This window comes from Comamonas koreensis, assembly GCF_021026195.1.
Taxonomy (GTDB): domain Bacteria; phylum Pseudomonadota; class Gammaproteobacteria; order Burkholderiales; family Burkholderiaceae_C; genus Comamonas; species Comamonas koreensis.
Window position 1 is genome coordinate 350389 of sequence record NZ_JAJNCT010000021.1, and the last position, 18704, is coordinate 369092.

Genomic DNA, 18704 nt, shown 5'->3' on the forward strand with positions numbered 1-18704 from the left:
ATGTCATTTAGAAGACCGTCAACTGGTTCTTATAGCAACAAGAGATCGAGACACCCATGGGTACAGCGGTAATAGATGCATACGAGGCCGAACTCAAGGCCAAGGGTTTTCAAAGTGATCCTGCACAGATGCGTGCGGTGGAGGCCTTGCAGCGCTGTGCCGATGCCTGGGAGCAGTACAAGAACAAGCGCTCGAACCCGATCAAGAAGCTGATCAACCACCCCGACATCCCTCGCGGGGTCTACATGTACGGCGGGGTGGGGCGTGGCAAGAGCTTCATCATGGATTGCTTTTTCAATGCCGTGCCGCTGCGCCGCAAGGTGCGTCTGCATTTCCATGAGTTCATGCGCGAGGTGCAGCGCGAGCTGACCTTGCTCAAGGGTACGCAGGATCCGCTTGATGTGCTGGGCGCCAAGATCGCCAAGAAGTACAAGCTGATCTGCTTTGACGAGTTCCATGTGGCGGACATCACCGATGCGATGATCCTCTACCGCCTGCTGCTGGCCCTGTTCAACAACGGCGTGGGCTTTGTCACCACCTCCAACTTCACGCCCGACGGCCTCTACCCCGATGGCCTGCACCGCGACCGCATTCTGCCGGCCATCGATCTGCTCAACGAGCGCATGGATGTGATCAACGTCGACAATGGCACCGACTACCGCCGGCGCGCACTGGAGCTGGCCCAGCTCTACCATTGCCCGCTGGGGCCCGAGGCCGATGCGGCGATGGAGCAGACCTTTGGCCAGCTCGCCGAAGTGCCCGACGAGAAGCCGGTGTTCAAGATCGAGTCGCGCGAGCTCAAGCCGCGCCGCCGTGCCGGCGGCGTTATCTGGTTCGATTTCCATGAGCTCTGCGTCAATCCGCGCTCGCAGAACGACTACCTGGAGCTGGCCACCCAGTTCCACACCGTGCTGCTGTCCAATGTGCCGCAGATGTTCGTCAACATGGCTTCGCCCGCCCGCCGCTTCACCTGGCTGGTCGATGTGCTCTATGACCGCAGGGTCAAGCTCATCATGTCGGCGGCGGTGCCACCGGAGCAGCTCTACACCGAAGGGCCGCTGTCCCATGAGTTTCCGCGCACGGTCTCGCGCCTCAACGAGATGCAGTCGCAGGAGTATTTGTCGCTGGAGCGGCGCGTGGTCGACACCGCGCTGACCTGACAGGAGAGGGCCCCATGCCTCGTTTGAACACCCTGACTTTGTTGCTGCTGCTGACTGCCGGCAGCCTGGCCCATGCGGCCTCCGGAAAGACCTCGAATGCGCAGGAGCGCACGCAGGCGCGTGCCCAGATTTCGCAGGAGCGCAAGGACAGCGAAGCGCGTCTGGCCAACAACGAAAAGATCTGCTACCAGCACTTTGCGGTGACGGACTGCCTGCAGAAGGTGCGCAGCCAGTACAACACCGAAGAGCGCGCGCTGCGTCAGCGCGAGCTCGCCATCAACGCGCAGGAGCGCGAAGAGAAAACCGCCAGCCAGCGCGCGTCTCGTGCATCCAAGCAGAACGATTTTGAGCGCAAGCACCCCACCTTGGACGGTGGCGCCTTGAACCAGCCCGATCTGGAGCAACGCCAGAAAGAGCATGACGAGCAGGCGGCCCAGCGCAGCAGCCACGCGCCCAAGCGCAATGCCGAAAGCATGGCCGAGCAGCAGCAACGCCGCGAGCAGGATGCCGCCCACCGCGCCAGCAGCCAGGCCGGCAAGCTCGACAGCAAGCAGCGCGCGCAGCAGCGCCAGAACGCAGAGCGCCCTGACAACATCAGTGCCGCCCAAGAGGAATACGACGCCAAGCAGGAGGCTGCCAGGCACAAGCAGGAAGCGCATGAAAAGCGCATGAAGGAGCTGGAAGGCAAGCGCAAGGCGGCGCCGCTGCCCGTGCCCCAGTAAACCGCCTGACTGCCCATCGCGCGTCAGGGCGCCTTGCACAGGCTGCCCAGGCGCTGTAGTTCAGCCCAAACCCTATAATGGAAGATTCGCGCCCGCACCGCTTCAGGGGAAGCCGGGCAGGCGCCACCACCGCTTCACACCATGAGTACACCCACTTTTTCCGTCGCTGAGATCCGCAAGACCTTTCTGGACTTTTTCGCGTCCAAGGGGCACACCATTGTTCCGTCCAGCCCACTGGTGCCGGGCAACGATCCCACGCTGATGTTCACCAACTCCGGCATGGTGCAGTTCAAGGATGTGTTCCTGGGCACCGACAAGCGCCCCTACACCCGGGCGACCAGCGTGCAGACCTGCCTGCGCGCTGGCGGCAAGCACAACGACCTGGAAAACGTGGGTTACACCGCGCGCCACCACACCTTCTTCGAAATGCTGGGCAACTGGTCGTTTGGCGATTACTTCAAGCGCGAATCGCTGAAGTGGGCCTGGGAGCTGCTGACCGAGGTCTACAAGCTGCCTGCTGACAAGCTGCTGGCCACCGTCTATGAAGAAGACGACGAGGCCTACGACATCTGGACCAAGGAAATCGGTCTGCCCCCTGAGCGCGTGATCCGCATCGGCGACAACAAGGGTGGCCGCTACAAGAGCGACAACTTCTGGATGATGGCCGACACCGGCCCTTGCGGCCCTTGCTCCGAGATCTTCTACGACCACGGCCCGCACATTGCTGGTGGCCCTCCAGGCTCGCCCGATGAAGACGGTGACCGTTTCATCGAAATCTGGAACAACGTGTTCATGCAGTTCGACATGGCCGAAGACGGCTCGGTCAAGCCGCTGCCAGCCCCTTGCGTCGATACCGGCATGGGCCTCGAACGCCTGGCTGCCATCTTGCAACACGTGCACAGCAACTACGAGATCGACCTGTTCCAGGCACTGATCAAGGCCGCTGCACGCGAGACCCATATCGACGATCTGGAAACCCCGTCGCTGAAGGTGATCGCCGACCACATCCGCGCGACCGCGTTTCTGGTGGCCGATGGCGTGATCCCGTCGAACGAAGGCCGGGGCTATGTGCAGCGCCGCATCATCCGCCGCGCCATCCGCCACGGCTACAAGCTGGGCCAGAAGACCCCGTTCTTCCACAAGCTGGTCAAGGACTTGGCCGCCGTGATGGGCGATGCCTACCCCAAGATCCGCGAGCAGGAAGCGCGCATCACCGAGGTGCTCAAGGTCGAGGAAGAGCGCTTCTTCGAGACCCTGGCCAACGGCATGGACATTCTGGACAGCGCGCTGGCCGGTGGCGCCAAGGTGCTGCCCGGTGATGTGGCCTTCAAGCTGCATGACACCTACGGCTTCCCGCTGGACCTGTCCAACGACGTGGCGCGCGAACGCGGCCTGAGCGTGGACGAGGCAGGCTTCCATGCCGCGATGGAGCAGCAAAAGAGCCAGGCCCGCGCAGCGGGCAAGTTCAAGATGGACCGCGCGCTCGAGTACACCGGCGCGGCCAATGCCTTTACCGGCTACACGCAGCTGAGCGAGGCCGCCAAGGTTGTGGCGCTGTATGTCGATGGCAGCAGCGTCAACGCGATCGAAGCGGGCCAGACGGCCGTGGTGGTGCTGGACACCACCCCGTTCTACGCCGAATCGGGTGGCCAAGTGGGCGACCAGGGTGTGATCTCGGCCGGTGCAAACCGCTTTGTCGTGGAAGACACGCTGAGGATCAAGGCCGATGTGTTCGGCCACCATGGCCAGCTGGCTGCAGGCAGCCTCAAGGTGGGCGATGCGGTGCAAGCCGAGGTGGATACCGCCTTGCGCGCCGCCACCATGCGCAACCACTCGGTGACCCACATCATGCACAAGGCACTGCGTGAAGTGCTGGGCGACCATGTGCAGCAAAAGGGCAGCCTGGTCAACGCAGAACGCACCCGTTTTGACTTTGCGCACAACAGCCCGGTGACCGACGCGCAAAAGCGCGAGATCGAAAAGCGCGTGAATGCCGAGATCCTGGCGAACACTGGAACCGGCGCGCGCGTGATGGACATCGAGAGCGCCCAAAAGACCGGCGCGATGATGCTGTTTGGCGAAAAGTACGGCGAGACCGTGCGCGTGCTGGACATCGGTTCGAGCCGTGAACTCTGCGGCGGCACCCATGTGCAGCGCACCGGCGATATCGGCCTGTTCAAGGTCGTGGCCGAAGGCGGCGTGGCCGCTGGCGTGCGCCGTATCGAGGCGGTGACCGGCGAGAACGCGCTGGCCTATCTGCAGTCGCTGGAATCGACGGTGGACGAAGCCGCCGCCACGTTGAAGGCGCCTGTGGCCGAGCTGAACCACCGCATCGGTGGCGCGCTCGACCAGATCAAGGCGCTGGAGAAGGAGCTGGCGCAGCTCAAGGGCAAGCTGGCTTCGAGCCAGGGCGATGAGCTGGCCGGCCAGGCGGTGGACGTCAAGGGCATCAAGGTGCTGGCCGCTACGTTGGATGGCGCCGATGCCAAGGCGCTGCGCGACACGATGGACAAGCTCAAGGACAAGCTGGGCACCGCTGCCATCGTGTTGGCGGCTGTAGACGGCGACAAGGTGCAACTGGCCGCAGGCGTGACCAAGGACAGCATTGGCAAAGTCAAGGCCGGTGAGCTGGTGAACTTTGTGGCCCAGCAAGTGGGCGGAAAGGGCGGCGGCAAGCCAGACATGGCCATGGCTGGCGGCACCAACCCGGCCGGCCTGGCGCAAGCGCTGGCGGGCGTTCAGGCCTGGGTGGCCGAGCGGGTCTGATCGCGCTTCAAGCCGCTTCGCACTCCCCAATGAGCCTCCTGCCCTGCAGGGGGCTTTTTTGCGTCTGCACGGCAGACATCCCTTCGCCACTCTGACTATTTCGCATGGCGGTACGTAGTCGCACTTAACGAAATTGACCTGCCCGCGTGAGAAGATCGCCGCGCTTTGAATTTAACGAGAGACAGAAAGGTGACTATGTCGGTGCAATTGGAAGAGAGCCGTTCGGCGCGGTTTGCGATGCGGTGTGCGGCTTGGGCCGAGAAGTGGTTTCCCGATTCCTGGGTGTTTGCGGTGGTGGGTATTGCGATCGTGGTGCTGGCTGCGCTGGCCATCGGTGTGCCGGTGCAAGAGACCAGCAAGGCCTTTGGCAAGGGTTTTTGGAGCCTGATCCCGTTCACGATGCAGATGGCCTTTGTGGTGATTGGCGGCTATGTCGTGGCCAGCTCCAAGCCCGCATCGCGGCTGATTGAGGCGTTGGCCAAGGTGCCGGGCAATGGCCGCAGCGCCGTGGCCTGGGTGGCACTGATCTCGATGGTCGCCTCGCTGCTCAACTGGGGCCTGAGTCTGGTGTTTGGTGGCCTGCTGGTCAAGGCGCTGGCCCGCCGTACCGATCTGAAAATGGACTACCGTGCCGCAGGTGCTGCAGCTTACCTGGGCCTGGGTGCCGTCTGGGCGCTGGGCATTTCTTCGTCGGCTGCGCAGCTGCAGGCCAACCCGGCCAGTTTGCCGCCATCCATCCTGGCGATCACCGGTGTGATCCCATTCACCGAGACGATTTTTCTCTGGCAATCGGGCGTGATGCTGCTGGCCCTGGTGCTGATCTCGCTGCTGATTGCCTATGTGACGGCCCCTGGCGCTGCCAATGCCAAGGATGCGGCCGCCTGCCAGGTCGACATCAGCGCCGAAGCGCAGCCGGTGACCAAGCCCACCCGCCCGGGTGAATGGCTGGAGCACAGCCCCATCCTCATCATTTTTCTTGTGCTGCTGGCGGTCGGCTGGATGGTGGAAGAGTTCTCCAGCAAGCCGGCCATCCAGGCGATCTCGGGCCTCAACACCTACAACCTGATTTTTCTGATGGTGGGGGCCTTGCTGCACTGGCGCCCGCGCAGCTTTCTGGATGCGGTGGCACGCGCTGTGCCCACTACCACCGGTGTGCTGATCCAGTTCCCGCTCTACGGCTCGATCGCCGCGATCATGACCGAGGTCAAGGGCGTGGATGGCCATACCATTGCGCACTACATCTCGACCTTCTTCACCCAGATCGCCACGCATGACACCTATGCGCTGCTGATGGGCGTGTACTCGGCCATCCTGGGCTTCTTCATCCCTTCGGGCGGCGGCAAGTGGATCATCGAGGCACCGTATGTGATGCAGGTGGCCAATGACCTGCAGTACCACCTGGGCTGGGCCGTGCAGATTTACAACGCCGCCGAGGCCTTGCCCAATCTGATCAACCCCTTCTACATGCTGCCGCTGCTGGGCGTGCTGGGTCTCAAGGCGCGCGACCTGATCGGCTTCACCTTTGTGCAGCTACTGGTGCACATCCCGGTGGTGTTGTTCCTGCTGTGGTTCCTGGGCCAGACCCTGGCCTATATACCGCCGGTGATGCCCTGAGCATTGTTGGGTGGCAACCGGCCATGACCAAGGCGAGCTGCGGCTCGCCTTTTTTGCTGGCTTGGCTTACAAAACCGCCGGTGATTTCGGGTTAACCTTGGCCCCCATCGAAGACGACAACGAGGAGAGAGCAATGGCAAAAACAACATGGAGCGGCGCCGCCTTAGGCGCACTGGCACTGGCTTTGGTGGCCATCGCCCCAGCCGCGCAGGCCCAGTATGGGCGCGATGGTGAAGTGACCTGCGAGAGCCAGGACGGACGCACGCGCGAATGCCGCACGCCCTTCCGCGATCCGGTGGTGAGCGAGACTCTGTCGAGCGCCTCCTGCGTCGAAGGCCGCAGCTGGGGCCACCGGGGTGGCGGTGTGGTCTGGGTGACCGACGGCTGCCGCGCCCGCTTTGCCGACGGCCGAGGTGGCGGTGGCTGGGGAGGCGGCGGCAGCAACCAGCTGGTGCGCTGCGAAAGCAATGACGGCCGCATGCGTGAATGCGCGATTCCGCGCGGCACCCGCGTCGAGGTCGCCCGCCAGCTCTCCGACGCGCGTTGCGACGAGGGCCGCAGCTGGGGCCAAAGTGGTGATTCGGTCTGGGTCAGCCGGGGCTGCCGCGCCGACTTTGCGATCAGCAGCGGCTACGGTGGTGGCCGGCCCAGTCCTGGCTATGGCCAAAGCCGAGAGTTGACCTGCAGCAGTGACGACCGCCGCAACAACAGCTGCGATTGGAATGTGAGCTGGGGTACCCCCGTGCTGCTGGAGCAGCTGTCCAGTGACAATTGCCGAGAGGGAGAGACCTGGGGCTATGACGAGCGTGGCCGCCGCATCTGGGTCGCGCGTGGTTGCCGTGGCCGTTTTGGCAGCCGTTGATCTAGGCCAACCACGCGCAAGCGGTCAGCCAGAGCTGGCCGCTTTTTTCATGGGGGCATCCATCGGCTGCAGAACCAGCAGCGCCCGAAAATCATTGACATTGGTGTGGGTGGGGCCGGTCACCACCAGATCGCCGAGCGGGCCAAAAAAGCCATAGCTGTCATTGCGGTCCTGGTAGGCGGCGGGCTTGAGCTGCAGCGCAGCGGCCCGTGCCAGCGTGTCCGGCGTCACCACCGCGCCGGCATTGTCTTCCACCCCATCAATGCCATCGGTATCAGCGGCCAGCGCCCATACACCGGGCATGGCCTGCAGCGCCTGGGCCAGGCCCAGGCAGAACTCGCCCGCACGGCCGCCCCGGCCGCGTGCGGCGCCTTCGGCCGGTTTGCGCAGCGTCACGGTGGTCTCACCGCCAGACAGAATCACGCAGGGCCGGGCAAAAGGCTGGGCATGCAGTGCCACAGAGCGGGCCAGCGCCGCATGCACCTTGGCCACTTCGCGCGATTCGCCCTCCATCTCGTCGCTGAGCACATGGCAGGCGATGCCGGCATCGCGTGCGGCAGCGGCCGCTGCCTGCAAGGACTGCTGCGGGGTGGCGATCAGCTGCACCTGGTGGCCGGCAAAGCGCGGGTCGCCGGGCTTGGGGGTTTCCAGCGCGCCGCTGTGCAGCGCTGCACGCACAGGCTCGGGTATCGCAATCGCATAGCGCTCCAAAATCGCCAGCGCATCGGCGCAACTGCTGGGGTCGGGCACCGTAGGGCCGCTGGCGATGATGGCGGGCGAATCACCAGGCACGTCGCTGATCAGCAAGCTGACCACCTGCGCCGGGTGGCAGGCAGCGCCCAGGCGCCCGCCCTTGATGCGTGAGAGGTGCTTGCGCACGCAGTTCATCTCGCCAATGTGGGCGCCGCTCTCCAGCAGCTCCCGGTTGATGCGCTGCTTGTCGGCCAGGCTCAGGCCCTCGGCCGGCAGGGTCAGCAGCGCGGAGCCGCCGCCCGAGATCAGGCAGACCACTAGGTCATCGGCGCTCAGCCCCTCGGTCAGCGCCAGCATGCGCTCTGCCGCAAGCAGGCCGGCGGCATCGGGCACGGGGTGGGCGGCTTCCACCACCTCGATGCGCCGGGCCAGGCCCGGCGGGCGCGGCGGAATATGCCCATAGCGGGTGACGACCAGGCCGGACAGCGGCGCCTCCAGGGGCCAGAGCTGTTCCATGGCCTGCGCCATTGCCGCGCCGGCCTTGCCCGCGCCAATCACCAGAGTGCGGCCTTTGGGCACCGCTGGCAGGTGCTTGCGCAGGCCTTCCAATGGCAGCGCATCGCGCACGGCGACCCGGTACAGGTGCTGCAGAAACTGCAAGGGCTGCAGATGGGGCTCGGGCACCGGCTGGGCATCAGCGCTGCCATGCACATCGATCAGGTGGGCCGCAAAGGCTGCGGAGGGGGTAGAGGTCATGGGCTGGGAGCGTCGCTGAGTGAGCCGTTTTGCGAAGGCGCGGCTGGTCGCCCTTGCGCAGGATTGTCGCTGTGCCCCCGGGGTATGGGCAAGCAGCGATAATGCTGCCCTATGTCATCCCCCAAAGTGTTGTTCGGCTTCCATGCCGTTGGTGTGCGCATGAAGACTGCGCCCAAATCGATCATCGAAGTCTATTTCGAGTCCACGCGCCGCGATGCGCGCATGCGCCAGTTCCTTGAGCGCGCCAAAGAGGCGGGGGTGCGGCTGATCGAAGCGGATGCACCACGCATCGCCAAGCTGGCAGGCTCGCACGGCCACCAGGGTGTGGCTGCACGCGTTGAAGAGATCAAGGACACCCGCACCCTGGATGAGCTGCTCGACGACCTGGAAGAGGCTGGCGTCACATCGCCGCTGTTGCTGGTGCTGGACGGCGTGACCGATCCGCACAATCTGGGTGCCTGCCTGCGCGTGGCCGATGGTGCCGGCGCCCATGCGGTGATTGCGCCCAAGGACCATGCTGTAGGCATCAATGCCACGGTGGCCAAGGTGGCCAGTGGCGCGGCCGAGACGGTGCCTTACTTCATGGTGACCAACCTGGCGCGCACCTTGAAGGAGCTCAAGGAACGCAATGTCTGGATCATTGGCACCAGCGATGACGCCCCCAACACCTTGTACCAGGTGGACCTGAAGGGCCCCGTGGCCCTGGTGCTGGGCGCCGAAGGCGATGGCATGCGCCAGCTCACCCGCAAGACCTGCGATGAGCTGATCGGTATCCCGATGATGGGGGCCGTCTCCAGCCTCAACGTGTCGGTGGCCAGCGGCGTCTGCCTGTATGAAGCGCTGCGCCAGCGCACGCCTGCCAAGGCCGGTTAATAACCCTTTCCCACTGGCCAGCGTCCCAGGCGCTGCGCCATAAAAAAAGGCTGAACCCCATCGGGCTCAGCCTTTTGCTTTTGTGGGGGCAGCTTAGTCGTCCAGCTTTTCACGCAGCACCACACCGGTTTCGGGGTGGATACGCAGGTCCACGCGGAAGCCCTGGGCGTTGATCGCATCGGCTTCCCAGATACCGTCGTCGAGTTCCAGGTCATGGATATGGGTGTAACCCGCCTGCGTCAGCAACTGGTGGATTTGCGCTGCGCTCAAAATGGCGCTGCCTGCACCAGCGCCGGGGTTGGGGGCCGGCAGGCCGGGCTGCGACAGCACATCCAGGCTCACTGGGTGCAGCACCAGCTTTTGCTTGATGCCATTGGCGCCGCGCACCTTGGCTTCCCAGAAGCCGTCGTCAAACTCCACTTCCTTGATCTGGCCGTAACCCAGGGCCTGCAGCTTGGCAGCAACCTGGCTGGCGCCCGGGTAGGTGGTGCCCAGCTCGGCCTTGCGAATGGCCAGCAGGCTGCCGTCGGCATCGCTCACCAGCACATAGGCGCGGTTGCCGTCTTGCTGGGTGGCCTTGGCGGTCCAGTAACCGTATTGCTTTTCCAGGTCTTGCGGGGCAACCAGGCCGCTGGCGGTGATGCTGTTGAGCACTTCCTGGGCGTTGTAGGCCTGGGCGGCAAATGGCAGGCTGGCAGCGACGCTGGCGGCACCCAGGATCCAGGCGATGGTGGTCTTCTTCATAATTCAATCCCTTCAATGTTGTGGCATGCAAACCAGCAGGTGGCTGATTCGTCATGGACTGAAGTATTGAAAAACTGCTCTAAACGCAGTGTGAAGCGCCCGTTCATGGTCTGTTTAATCGCGCTTGTCATAATGCCAGCCATGGCGCAAATTCAACCCCGCTTTTCTCGCATCGCTGCCTGGTCGCTGGCCGGCGGCTTGCTGCTGGGCGGCGCCAGCCAGGCAGCCGAGCACGATGCCGTGCGTGCGGCGGTAGCCACTGGCCAATACAAGCCCTTGTCGGCCATCCTGAACGACATTGCCGCCAGCCAGGCTGGCCGCGTGGTGGATGTCGAGACCAAGCGCGGCCCCCAGGGCGAACTGCGCTACGAGGTCAAGCTGGTGGACAACCAGGGCCTCAAGCAAGAGCTGCTGATCGATGCGGCCAGCGGCCAGACCGTGCAGCGCGTGGCCAAGGACCGCTCGCAGGCGCTGGGCATGCTGGAGCTGGCCCAGTACCTGGCCAAGCTGGCCCAGCAGCACACCAGCCGCATCACCGATGTGGAGTTCGAGCGCGACAGCCAGGGCCGGGGCGTCTATGAAATCAAGCTCAGCGCGGACCAGCTGGGCTACCGCAAGCTGGTGATGGATGCCGCGACTGGCCAGGTGCTGCCATCGGCACAGGCCAAGGCCCGCAATCCGGCGCCGCTCAAGCGGGTGGACGAGGTTCTGCAGGCGCTGGCGCCGCGTTTCTCCGGCCAGGTGCTGGAGGTGGAGCTGGAGCATGACGAAAGCCAGGGCTCTTATTACGACATTGAGTTGCTGCAGGGCAACGGCAACACCTTGAAACTCAAGGTGGATGCGCGCAGCCTGCAGGTACTCCAACAAAAAATGGAGGATTGAGCGCCGATGCGAATTTTGGTGGTCGAAGACGATGCCGAGCTGGCAGCGCAGATGGAGCAGGCGCTGGTGCGTGCCGGTTTTTCGGTCGATGTGGAGGCCGATGGCGATGCCGCATCCTTTGCCGGCAGCACCGAGCAATACGACGCGGCCGTGCTGGACCTGGGCCTGCCCCAGCGCGATGGGCTCACGGTATTGCGCGACTGGCGCGAAGCTGGCTGCCAATGGCCAGTATTGATATTGACCGCCCGTAACCGCTGGAGCGACAAAGTGGCAGGTTTTGGGGCGGGTGCCGACGACTACCTGACCAAGCCCTTTATGCTGGATGAAGTGGTGCTGCGCCTGCGGGCCATGCTGCGCCGCACCGCTGGCAGTGCTGCCACGGTGCTGCGCGCGGGGCGCCTGGAGTACGACGTGACGGCAGGCCGGTTTTCACAGGAGGGCCTGAGTCTGCAGCTCACGGCCCAGGAGCACAAGATTCTGGCCTATCTGATGCACCACCCCAACCGGGTGCTGACGCGCACCGAGATCAGCGAGCATGTCTACGCCCGCGATCTGGACCCGGACTCCAACACCATCGATGTGCTGATCGGCCGTATACGGCGCAAGTTGCGCCAGTCCGATCTGCTGGTGACCGAGCGCGGCCAGGGCTTTCGCCTGAACGCGCCCAGCTAGCCGCGCCAGATACCCAGCGCCATGCTTTTGCCCCTCAGCCCTGTCTCTCAGCGCTCGCCTGCGCGGCGCTGGTCGCTGGCTGCGCGCATGGCCGTCCTGGTGATCGTGCCCAGCTTGCTGGTGATGGTGCTGGGCGGTTGGTGGCTGCGCTACGAGGTGCATGCCAGCCTGCTGGGCAGCATGTCGCGCACCTTGGAAGAAAAATCCGAGCGCATCAACGCCCGCCTGGCTCTGCTGCCGGATGGCAAGGTGCAGGAGGCAGCGGGCGGCAGTGACGAGTTCAGTGCCATTTTCTCGGGCTGGTACTGGCAGCTGCAGGGCCAGGCGCCTGCGCAATTGCGCACGGCGGCTGCTCCCGTAGTGCTGGCCCGTTCGCGATCGCTGTGGGACCAGCCTGATCTGCTGGCGCACCGGGGCGGGCTTTGGGGCAGCGAGCAGCTGCAGACATCGCTGGGCCCGCAGCAGGAGCCGCTGATCGTGCAGCATTTTGCGGTGCAGCTGGCGGCTGGCGCTGCGCCGATGTACTTGCAGGTCTTTGGCCCGGCACAGCCCTTGCTCGCCAGCCTGCGCCGCATCGACCAGATTCTTGGGATCACCGGCGCCGTGCTGCTTTTGCTGATTGGCGCGCTGGTCTGGCTGCAACTGCGCGTGGGCCTGGCCCCGCTCAAGCGCCTCGTCGATGTAATCGCCGGCTTGGGCAAGCCGCTGCCAGGTGCGGCACCGGCTACCGAACAGATCGCCCAACTGCCACTGGGCGCCGATCTGCAGCCCTTGCAGCAGGAGTTGGCCGCCTTGTTGGCACGCAACACCCAGGTGGTGGAACGCTCACGCTCGCACGCGGCCGACCTGAACCATGCGCTGAAAAAACCGCTGTCGCTGCTGATGGCCCATGCCGGCAGCGGCGCAGCAGTGCCGGCGGATCTGGTGCTGCAGCAGACCACGGCGATGGCACGCCTGATTGACCGCTACCAGGCCCGCACTTTCAGCGATGCAACCTTGGTACATGGCGCAAGCGCCGGCCTGCCCATCGATGTGCGGGCCTGCGCACTGCAGATGCTGGCGATGCTGCGACAGCTGCACCAGGCCAGCGATCTGGACTGGCAATTGGTGGAAGAGGGCAGCGCCTTGTGGTGGCGGGGGGAGCGCGCCGATCTGGAGGAGCTGCTGGGCAATCTGCTGGACAACGCGGGTAAATGGGCTGCCTCGCAAGTGCGCTTGACACTGCAGGGCAGCGCCACACAGGGCTTGGTGCTGCGGGTGGAGGACGATGGCCCGGGCATGACCGCCGAGCAAATGCAGGCGGCCGGCGCGCGCGGTCAGCGTTTTGATGAGACGGTTGCTGGCACGGGCCTGGGCCTGTCGATTGCGCAGCACATCGTGCAAGGTTACGACGGCCAGCTGCAGCTGCGCAAGAGTGAGGCTTTGAAAGGGCTGCTGGTGCGGGTCGAGATGGCCGGGCTGTTGGGCTGATGTGCCCAGCCCGGCCTGGCCTGGCCGGGGCCTATCAGGTCCCCAGCTGCACGACCGGCGTAAAGCCGCCAAAGATCATGCGCTTGCCATCAAAAGGCATGTTGGCCGGTTGCATGTCCGCCAGGCGTGGGTCGGCCATGACGGCGGCATTGATGCGGTCGCGCTCGGCGCGTGAGGTGTAGACGATCCAGGAGAAGCAGGCCACCTCGTCAGGCTTCAGCTTGACGGCCATCGGGAACGAGGTGACTTCGCCGTCGGGCACATCGTCGCCCACGCATTCCCAGTACTGCAGCGCGCCATGCTCCATCCAGACCTTGCCGGCCGCCTCAGCCATGGCGCGGTAGGCCTCAAGATTAGCGCGGGGGACGGGTAATACAAATCCATCGACATAGGGCATGGGGGTCTCCTGGGCGCTCAACGGCGCCGTTTTATCTGCAGGTGCTACCTGGCAGCGATCAGGCCGTGGCTACAGCGTGGCAGCCAGGGCCACCAGCTGGTCAGTGGCCAGGCCCCAACCAGTGTGAAAGCCCATGGCCTCGTGCTGCTTGCGGCTCTCCTCGCTCCAGTGGCGCACGGTGGCGGTGTAACGGGTCTGGACGCCATCGGGCTCAAACTCGATGATGCCCGTCATGAAGGGTTTGACACTGGGCACCCAGCCAGCGGTGTAGGCATCGGTAAAGACCAGCCTGCGGTCAGGCACCACCTCCAGGTACACGCCGGCATTGGGGTATTCGTTGCCTTGCGGGTCGCACATGACGATCTGGCTGCCGCCGCCCACGCGCACATCAATGTCGGCGCTGGCAATCGTCCAGGGTTTGGGTACAAACCATTGGCTGAGCAGTGCAGGCTCGGTCCAGCAGCGGTAGAGGGCGGCGGCGGGGGCGTTGATCAGGCGGCTGAGCACCAGATCATGGAGATGGGGTTGTACGGACATGGTGGATGGCTTGGTGCGTTTTGCAGGTCTGGCAGTGGGATGGGAGAGGCGTTAGGCAGCGGGCTGCGTTTGGACGTTCACCATCCAGGGTGTGCCAAATCGGTCGGTCACCATGCCAAAGCCGGGCGACCAGAAGGTGGCGGAGAAGGGCATGGCGACCTGGCCACCGTCAGCCAGACCCTTGAAGATGCGCTCGCCATCGGCTGCGGAATTGACACCGATGGAAACCCACATGCCCTGGGGTTTCACATAGCCGCCACCACAGGTCTCGGCGCTGGCGCCGGGCATGGCAGGCATCGTGTCCGAGGCCATGATGGCCTGGCTGCCCACTTGCAGGTGGGCGTGCATGAGGCGGGATTGCGCCTCGGGCGGGAGCGGCGGCATGCCTTCGCTGGGCGGCATGTCGCTAAAGCGCATCTGGTGCATGATCTGGCCGCCAAACAGCTTGGCGTAAAAGGCCATGGCTTCGGCGCAATGGCCATCAAAGTTCAGATAGGGGATGAATTGCATCTGCGTCTCCTGGTCGTGGTTCAGCCATTCTGGGCTTGGCCCGCTGATCGTGTCCATCTCCAAATCGTGATGACCGTTTCTGAATGTAAGCATGCTGGGCGGTGCCAAGCGCTGCGATGCTGGACTGTTGCGGCTGTGCTCACGGCTTGCTTTATGCTGATCGCCTGCCTCTCAACGCTTTGTATATGTCTCGTGATCCCCTCAATACATCCGCGGCCCTGCCGATTGCAGATACAGAAATTGCCAGCCTGCGACAGCGCTTGCAAAACGCGCGGCATGTGCTGGTGTTGACGGGGGCGGGCGCCAGTGCCGAATCAGGTGTGCCGACATTCCGGGATGCGCAGACGGGCTACTGGGCCCAGTTCAGCCCGGAGGAGATGGCCAGCGAGGCGGGTTTTCTGGCCCATCCGCAGCGGGTCTGGGACTGGTACCAGTACCGCCGTGATCTCATCGGCCGGGTGATGCCCAATGCCGGCCATGTGGCGCTGGCCCAATGGCAGGCGCGCCATCCTGATCGGATGACCCTGGTCACACAGAATGTGGATGGCCTGCACCAACGTGCCGGCAGCAGGCCGGTGCTGTGCCTGCACGGCAACCTGATGGACAACCGCTGGCTGCTGCCGCCCAAGGCCTGTTGCGATGCCCGTTTCACCGAAGGCGATGCGCCGCCGCAGTGCCCTGGTTGCGGCAACTACCTGCGCCCTGGCGTGGTCTGGTTTGGGGAGGCGCTGCCACTGGCCGAGCTGCAGCAGGCGCAAGATGCGGCCAAGGGCTGTGACCTGATGCTGGTGATTGGCACTTCAGGCCATGTCTACCCAGCGGCGGGCCTGGCCCATATTGCGGCCCGCGGTGGCGCCCATGTGGTGGTCATCAACCCAGAGCCCACCGAACTGGACAGCGTGGCTGACCAGTGCTGGCGCCTGCCTTCGGCGCAGATATTGCCGGCTCTGCTGGCCTAGCCTGTCTAGCCCAGGGGCGTCAAGCCTCGGCGCTGGCGGCGTTGAGCGTGGCCATGGCATCGGCATCCAGCTGCAACTGGCTGGCGCGGATCAGCGACTGCAACTGCTCCAGGTTGCTGGCACTGGCAATCGGCGATGCAATGGCCGGCTGGCGCATGACCCAGGCCACAGCCACTTCGCCCATCGGTGCAGCGACACGGGCGCTGACCTGTTCCAGCGCGGCCAGAATGCGCAGACCCCGGTCGTTGAGGTAGAGCTGGGTGGTCTTGGCGCCGCGCGGGCTTTTGCTGGCATCTTCGGCCTTGCGGTATTTGCCGGTCAAAAAGCCGGCGGCCAGGCTGTAGAAATTGATGACGCCTACGCCATGCGCAACGCACAGCGGCTGCAGCTCTTTCTCGAACACGGCACGGTCGTAGAGGTTGTAGAGCGGCTGCAGACTCTCATAGCGGGCCAGACCATGCTGTTCGCTGGTCTGCAGCGCCGCTGCCAGCCGTGCAGCGCTGTAGTTGCTGGCACCTACCGCCCGCACCTTGCCTTCGGCGATCAGCTCGCCAAAGGTGCCCATCACATCGGCCAGCGGCACCTGCGCGTCGTCGTCATGCGATTGGTAGAGGTCGATGTAGTCGGTCTGCAGGCGCTGCAGTGAGGCATCGACCGCCTGGCGAATGTACTCCGGGCGCAGGCCGACCTTGCCATCGCCCATGTCCTTGCCGACCTTGGTCGCCAGCACCACTTGCGCGCGTTTTCCCGAGCTGCGCAGCCATTTGCCCAGCACGCGTTCGGACTCGCCACCGCTGTGGCCTGGCGCCCAGCGCGAGTACACGTCAGCGGTATCGACAAAGTTCATGCCGGCATCCAGCCAGGCGTCCAGCAGCCTGAAACTGGTAGTCTCGTCGGCCGTCCAGCCAAATACATTGCCACCCAGGCACAGAGAAGAGACCTGCAGGGGGGATCGACCGAGAGGGCGCAGCGGTGTTGTCATGGTTTCAAGAGGCGTAGGTGCCCAGCAGGGCGGAGCAGACATTATGCGGCGCAGGCAGCGGGCCCAGCCACCCTTTGATGCAGCGCAAACCCTGCGCAACCACCGCAGGGCGCTGCCGCGCAACCGGTGCGCGTCCGTTTGCCGGGGCATGCGTTTTAGAGTAAGTTATGCATGGAACAACTAAAAGGAGTGACACTATGTTCAAACATATTCTGGTGCCGGTCGATGGGTCTGCCACCTCCATGCTCGCAGTCAACAAAGCCGCCGGTCTTGCGAAGGCCTTTGGCAGCCAGGTCACTGCGGTCTATGTGATTGATCCCTACCCCTTCACCGGCGTGGGCGCCGATTTTGCCTACGGCCAGGCACAGTACCTGTCGGCGGCCACGGCCGATGCGCACACTGCGCTGGACGCCGTCAAATCCGCGATGGAGCAAGCCGGCATCCCCGTCGACACCGTCATGGGCGAAGGCCACTCCGTGCACGATGGCGTGATGGAAGCCGTCAAAACCACCGGTGCGGACCTGATCGTCATGGGATCGCATGGCCGCAAGGGCCTGGAAAAGCTGGTACTGGGCAGCGTGACCCAACGCGTGCTGAGCGACAGCCAGATACCCGTTTTGGTCGTCCGCCAGTAAGCAGCCAACGCGCCGCCCCAGCGCAGGGTGTGGCGCGAACAGGGCCTTCATTCCTGTGTGATGAAGTGCCAGAGGGCAGCGCTGCGGCGCTGCCCAAACTTGTATAGCGCGCAATGCTTTTATGACCGCCGTAAGCTCGCCCGCTTGACGGAGTTTTACATGCAGTCTTTTCCTCCTCCTTACTGTGATGCCGACCAAGTGGACGGCACCTTGCGCGCCTATGGCTACGCGGTGCTCAGCCCGGCAGCCGTGGCGCAGTGGGCTGCCTGCCCACCCGATGCGCTGGTAGCACTCAGCAGCCACTGGGAGGCCATGCCCCACGATGCCTATCTGAAAGACGGCGGCCGCTACCGCAAGCGCCGCCATTCCTGCTATGTGGTGCAGGACGACCAGGTGCAGGCGGTGCCCCACCGCGCCCACTGGCAGCCGGTGGAATACAACGCCTTGCATGGCGGCATGCAGCGCTGGTTTGAGCCCGTGGCTGCCAGCACCCAGGCGCTGCCGGCCTGGAGCCAGATCCTGCTTGCACTGGGGCACACGGCGCAGGCGCTGTTCCCCAGCGCTGAACATGCGCCCTGGTACACGGAGACGCATCAGTTCCGCATCGACACCGCCGAAGGGATTGGCCGGCCCACACCCGAAGGCGCACACCGCGATGGCGTGGACCTGGTGGCGGTATTTCTGGTGGCGCGCGAAGGCATCAAGGGCGGGGAGACCCGCGTGTTCGATGCCCAGGGCCCGCAAGGCCTGCGCTTTACCCTGACCGAGCCCTGGTCGCTGATGCTGCTCGACGATGCCCGCATGATCCATGAGAGCACGCCCATACAGCCACTGGCTGAGGAACCAGGCCACCGCGATACGCTGGTGGTGACCCTGCGCCGTGAGGCTTTCCAGGGCGACGGCGCCTGAGCGCTGGCATCACCATTGATCTCCATTAGCCCGTTGGCCTGGTCATAAAAAAGGGCACCTGCGTGAACTGACCCCAAGAAGTTGGACAGTTAAATGTTAGAGGCTCAAGGCCTGAGTTCGGTACTCCACCGGACTCAGGCCTTTTAGTTTGAGCTTGAGCCGGTGGTGGTTGTAGTAGTGAATGTAGTCATGCAGTCCTTTGCGCAGTTGCTCGATGCTCTCAAACTTGTTCAGCCTGAAGAACTCTGACTTGAGTGTTCCAAAGAAGCTCTCCATTGCAGCGTTGTCCAAGCAGTTACCTCTTCGAGACATGCTTTGGGTCAGGCCACGTTCGGCTAGCTGCTGCTGGTAGGCCCGCATATGGTACTGCCAGCCCTGGTCCGAGTGCAGCAGCGGGGCCTGTTTGTCGGCAAGCCTCGCCATCGCCTTCTTGAGCATATTGCCCACCAGCGGGAAGAGCGGGCGCGGCTGCATCTCGTAGGCCACTATCTGGGCTTCCCCCGGTTTTCCGGACACATCGAATGACATGATGCGTTTAGGAGGCGAATATGCCAAGGACGA

General features: G+C 64.1%; 19 protein-coding genes. 12 read left to right on the forward strand and 7 right to left on the reverse strand.

Annotated elements, in window-relative coordinates; all coding sequences use genetic code 11:
- Positions 1 to 56: 56 nt before the first annotated feature.
- The 5 genes from zapE (at position 57) to LPW39_RS17775 (ending at position 7124) form a co-directional block, all read left to right on the forward strand.
- The gene (zapE, locus tag LPW39_RS17755) at positions 57 to 1160 is read left to right on the forward strand and encodes a cell division protein ZapE (RefSeq protein ID WP_230778266.1); all 1104 of its coding nucleotides are present in this window, start codon (positions 57 to 59) and stop codon (positions 1158 to 1160) included.
- A 14-nt stretch (positions 1161 to 1174) separates the two neighbouring features.
- Positions 1175 to 1882, forward strand: a complete 708-nt coding sequence (locus LPW39_RS17760; protein WP_230778268.1) for a hypothetical protein — start codon at positions 1175 to 1177, stop codon at positions 1880 to 1882.
- Positions 1883 to 2023: 141 nt separating this feature from the next.
- A complete protein-coding gene (gene alaS, locus LPW39_RS17765; protein WP_230778270.1) occupies positions 2024 to 4648 on the forward strand; it encodes an alanine--tRNA ligase in 2625 nt (874 codons plus the stop codon).
- 195 nt (positions 4649 to 4843) lie between these two features.
- Positions 4844 to 6262, forward strand: a complete 1419-nt coding sequence (locus LPW39_RS17770; RefSeq protein ID WP_133857252.1) for a short-chain fatty acid transporter — start codon at positions 4844 to 4846, stop codon at positions 6260 to 6262.
- Between the two features lie 133 nt (positions 6263 to 6395).
- A complete protein-coding gene (locus tag LPW39_RS17775) occupies positions 6396 to 7124 on the forward strand; it encodes a DUF3011 domain-containing protein (RefSeq protein WP_230778272.1) in 729 nt (242 codons plus the stop codon).
- A gap of 24 nt (positions 7125 to 7148) precedes the next feature.
- Here the strand turns inward: LPW39_RS17775 and LPW39_RS17780 are convergent, their stop codons facing one another.
- Complete coding sequence (locus LPW39_RS17780; RefSeq protein ID WP_230778274.1) at positions 7149 to 8573, reverse strand: glycerate kinase type-2 family protein; 1425 nt, start codon at positions 8571 to 8573, stop codon at positions 7149 to 7151.
- A gap of 111 nt (positions 8574 to 8684) precedes the next feature.
- Between LPW39_RS17780 and rlmB the strand changes: the two genes are divergently transcribed.
- On the forward strand, positions 8685 to 9446 hold the full coding sequence (gene rlmB, locus LPW39_RS17785; RefSeq protein WP_116925577.1) for a 23S rRNA (guanosine(2251)-2'-O)-methyltransferase RlmB: 762 nt from the start codon (positions 8685 to 8687) through the stop codon (positions 9444 to 9446).
- 93 nt (positions 9447 to 9539) lie between these two features.
- Here rlmB and LPW39_RS17790 read toward each other — a convergent pair whose 3' ends face one another.
- On the reverse strand, positions 9540 to 10190 hold the full coding sequence (locus tag LPW39_RS17790; RefSeq protein ID WP_230778276.1) for a PepSY domain-containing protein: 651 nt from the start codon (positions 10188 to 10190) through the stop codon (positions 9540 to 9542).
- Between the two features lie 141 nt (positions 10191 to 10331).
- On the opposite strand from LPW39_RS17790, the gene LPW39_RS17795 reads away from it, so the two are divergent.
- Genes LPW39_RS17795 through LPW39_RS17805 form a run of 3 tightly spaced genes read left to right on the forward strand, consistent with a single transcriptional unit; the run spans position 10332 to position 13214 of the window.
- Complete coding sequence (locus tag LPW39_RS17795; RefSeq protein WP_230778279.1) at positions 10332 to 11072, forward strand: PepSY domain-containing protein; 741 nt, start codon at positions 10332 to 10334, stop codon at positions 11070 to 11072.
- A 6-nt stretch (positions 11073 to 11078) separates the two neighbouring features.
- Positions 11079 to 11744 carry a response regulator transcription factor gene (locus LPW39_RS17800; protein ID WP_230778282.1) on the forward strand — a complete coding sequence of 222 codons (666 nt, stop codon included), beginning with the start codon at positions 11079 to 11081 and terminating at the stop codon, positions 11742 to 11744.
- A 21-nt stretch (positions 11745 to 11765) separates the two neighbouring features.
- A complete protein-coding gene (locus LPW39_RS17805) occupies positions 11766 to 13214 on the forward strand; it encodes a sensor histidine kinase (protein ID WP_230778285.1) in 1449 nt (482 codons plus the stop codon).
- 34 nt (positions 13215 to 13248) lie between these two features.
- Here the strand turns inward: LPW39_RS17805 and LPW39_RS17810 are convergent, their stop codons facing one another.
- The 3 genes from LPW39_RS17810 to LPW39_RS17820 form a co-directional block, all read right to left on the reverse strand.
- Positions 13249 to 13611 carry a DUF1428 domain-containing protein gene (locus LPW39_RS17810; RefSeq protein WP_230778288.1) on the reverse strand — a complete coding sequence of 121 codons (363 nt, stop codon included), beginning with the start codon at positions 13609 to 13611 and terminating at the stop codon, positions 13249 to 13251.
- 69 nt (positions 13612 to 13680) lie between these two features.
- Complete coding sequence (locus LPW39_RS17815) at positions 13681 to 14148, reverse strand: SRPBCC family protein (RefSeq protein ID WP_230778290.1); 468 nt, start codon at positions 14146 to 14148, stop codon at positions 13681 to 13683.
- A 51-nt stretch (positions 14149 to 14199) separates the two neighbouring features.
- Positions 14200 to 14658 carry a VOC family protein gene (locus LPW39_RS17820; RefSeq protein ID WP_230778293.1) on the reverse strand — a complete coding sequence of 153 codons (459 nt, stop codon included), beginning with the start codon at positions 14656 to 14658 and terminating at the stop codon, positions 14200 to 14202.
- A gap of 185 nt (positions 14659 to 14843) precedes the next feature.
- Here LPW39_RS17820 and LPW39_RS17825 point away from each other — a divergent pair, with 185 nt between their 5' ends.
- Complete coding sequence (locus LPW39_RS17825; protein WP_230778296.1) at positions 14844 to 15617, forward strand: SIR2 family NAD-dependent protein deacylase; 774 nt, start codon at positions 14844 to 14846, stop codon at positions 15615 to 15617.
- A gap of 19 nt (positions 15618 to 15636) precedes the next feature.
- Here the strand turns inward: LPW39_RS17825 and LPW39_RS17830 are convergent, their stop codons facing one another.
- A complete protein-coding gene (locus tag LPW39_RS17830) occupies positions 15637 to 16599 on the reverse strand; it encodes an aldo/keto reductase (protein ID WP_230778298.1) in 963 nt (320 codons plus the stop codon).
- A gap of 197 nt (positions 16600 to 16796) precedes the next feature.
- On the opposite strand from LPW39_RS17830, the gene LPW39_RS17835 reads away from it, so the two are divergent.
- Both LPW39_RS17835 and LPW39_RS17840 read left to right on the forward strand, forming a co-directional pair.
- Positions 16797 to 17234: a universal stress protein gene (locus tag LPW39_RS17835; RefSeq protein WP_133857239.1), complete on the forward strand. Its 438-nt coding sequence runs from the start codon at positions 16797 to 16799 to the stop codon at positions 17232 to 17234.
- Positions 17235 to 17393: 159 nt separating this feature from the next.
- A complete protein-coding gene (locus tag LPW39_RS17840) occupies positions 17394 to 18143 on the forward strand; it encodes a 2OG-Fe dioxygenase family protein (protein ID WP_230778300.1) in 750 nt (249 codons plus the stop codon).
- A 96-nt stretch (positions 18144 to 18239) separates the two neighbouring features.
- On the opposite strand, the gene LPW39_RS17845 is transcribed toward LPW39_RS17840, so the two are convergent.
- Positions 18240 to 18704, reverse strand: a 465-nt coding sequence (locus LPW39_RS17845; RefSeq protein WP_230778302.1) for an IS3 family transposase, incomplete at its 5' end; no start/stop codon positions are given.

Excerpts from the sequence above, each read along its gene's own strand:
- zapE (WP_230778266.1), top strand. The coding sequence starts at position 57 with ATGGGTACAGCGGTAATAGATGCATACGAGGCCGAACTCAAGGCCAAG.
- LPW39_RS17760 (WP_230778268.1), top strand. The coding sequence starts at position 1,175 with ATGCCTCGTTTGAACACCCTGACTTTGTTGCTGCTGCTGACTGCCGGC.
- alaS (WP_230778270.1), top strand. The coding sequence starts at position 2,024 with ATGAGTACACCCACTTTTTCCGTCGCTGAGATCCGCAAGACCTTTCTG.
- LPW39_RS17770 (WP_133857252.1), top strand. The coding sequence starts at position 4,844 with ATGTCGGTGCAATTGGAAGAGAGCCGTTCGGCGCGGTTTGCGATGCGG.
- LPW39_RS17775 (WP_230778272.1), top strand. The coding sequence starts at position 6,396 with ATGGCAAAAACAACATGGAGCGGCGCCGCCTTAGGCGCACTGGCACTG.
- LPW39_RS17780 (WP_230778274.1), bottom strand. The coding sequence starts at position 8,573 with ATGACCTCTACCCCCTCCGCAGCCTTTGCGGCCCACCTGATCGATGTG.
- rlmB (WP_116925577.1), top strand. The coding sequence starts at position 8,685 with ATGTCATCCCCCAAAGTGTTGTTCGGCTTCCATGCCGTTGGTGTGCGC.
- LPW39_RS17790 (WP_230778276.1), bottom strand. The coding sequence starts at position 10,190 with ATGAAGAAGACCACCATCGCCTGGATCCTGGGTGCCGCCAGCGTCGCT.
- LPW39_RS17795 (WP_230778279.1), top strand. The coding sequence starts at position 10,332 with ATGGCGCAAATTCAACCCCGCTTTTCTCGCATCGCTGCCTGGTCGCTG.
- LPW39_RS17800 (WP_230778282.1), top strand. The coding sequence starts at position 11,079 with ATGCGAATTTTGGTGGTCGAAGACGATGCCGAGCTGGCAGCGCAGATG.
- LPW39_RS17805 (WP_230778285.1), top strand. The coding sequence starts at position 11,766 with ATGCTTTTGCCCCTCAGCCCTGTCTCTCAGCGCTCGCCTGCGCGGCGC.
- LPW39_RS17810 (WP_230778288.1), bottom strand. The coding sequence starts at position 13,611 with ATGCCCTATGTCGATGGATTTGTATTACCCGTCCCCCGCGCTAATCTT.
- LPW39_RS17815 (WP_230778290.1), bottom strand. The coding sequence starts at position 14,148 with ATGTCCGTACAACCCCATCTCCATGATCTGGTGCTCAGCCGCCTGATC.
- LPW39_RS17820 (WP_230778293.1), bottom strand. The coding sequence starts at position 14,658 with ATGCAATTCATCCCCTATCTGAACTTTGATGGCCATTGCGCCGAAGCC.
- LPW39_RS17825 (WP_230778296.1), top strand. The coding sequence starts at position 14,844 with ATGTCTCGTGATCCCCTCAATACATCCGCGGCCCTGCCGATTGCAGAT.
- LPW39_RS17830 (WP_230778298.1), bottom strand. The coding sequence starts at position 16,599 with ATGACAACACCGCTGCGCCCTCTCGGTCGATCCCCCCTGCAGGTCTCT.
- LPW39_RS17835 (WP_133857239.1), top strand. The coding sequence starts at position 16,797 with ATGTTCAAACATATTCTGGTGCCGGTCGATGGGTCTGCCACCTCCATG.
- LPW39_RS17840 (WP_230778300.1), top strand. The coding sequence starts at position 17,394 with ATGCAGTCTTTTCCTCCTCCTTACTGTGATGCCGACCAAGTGGACGGC.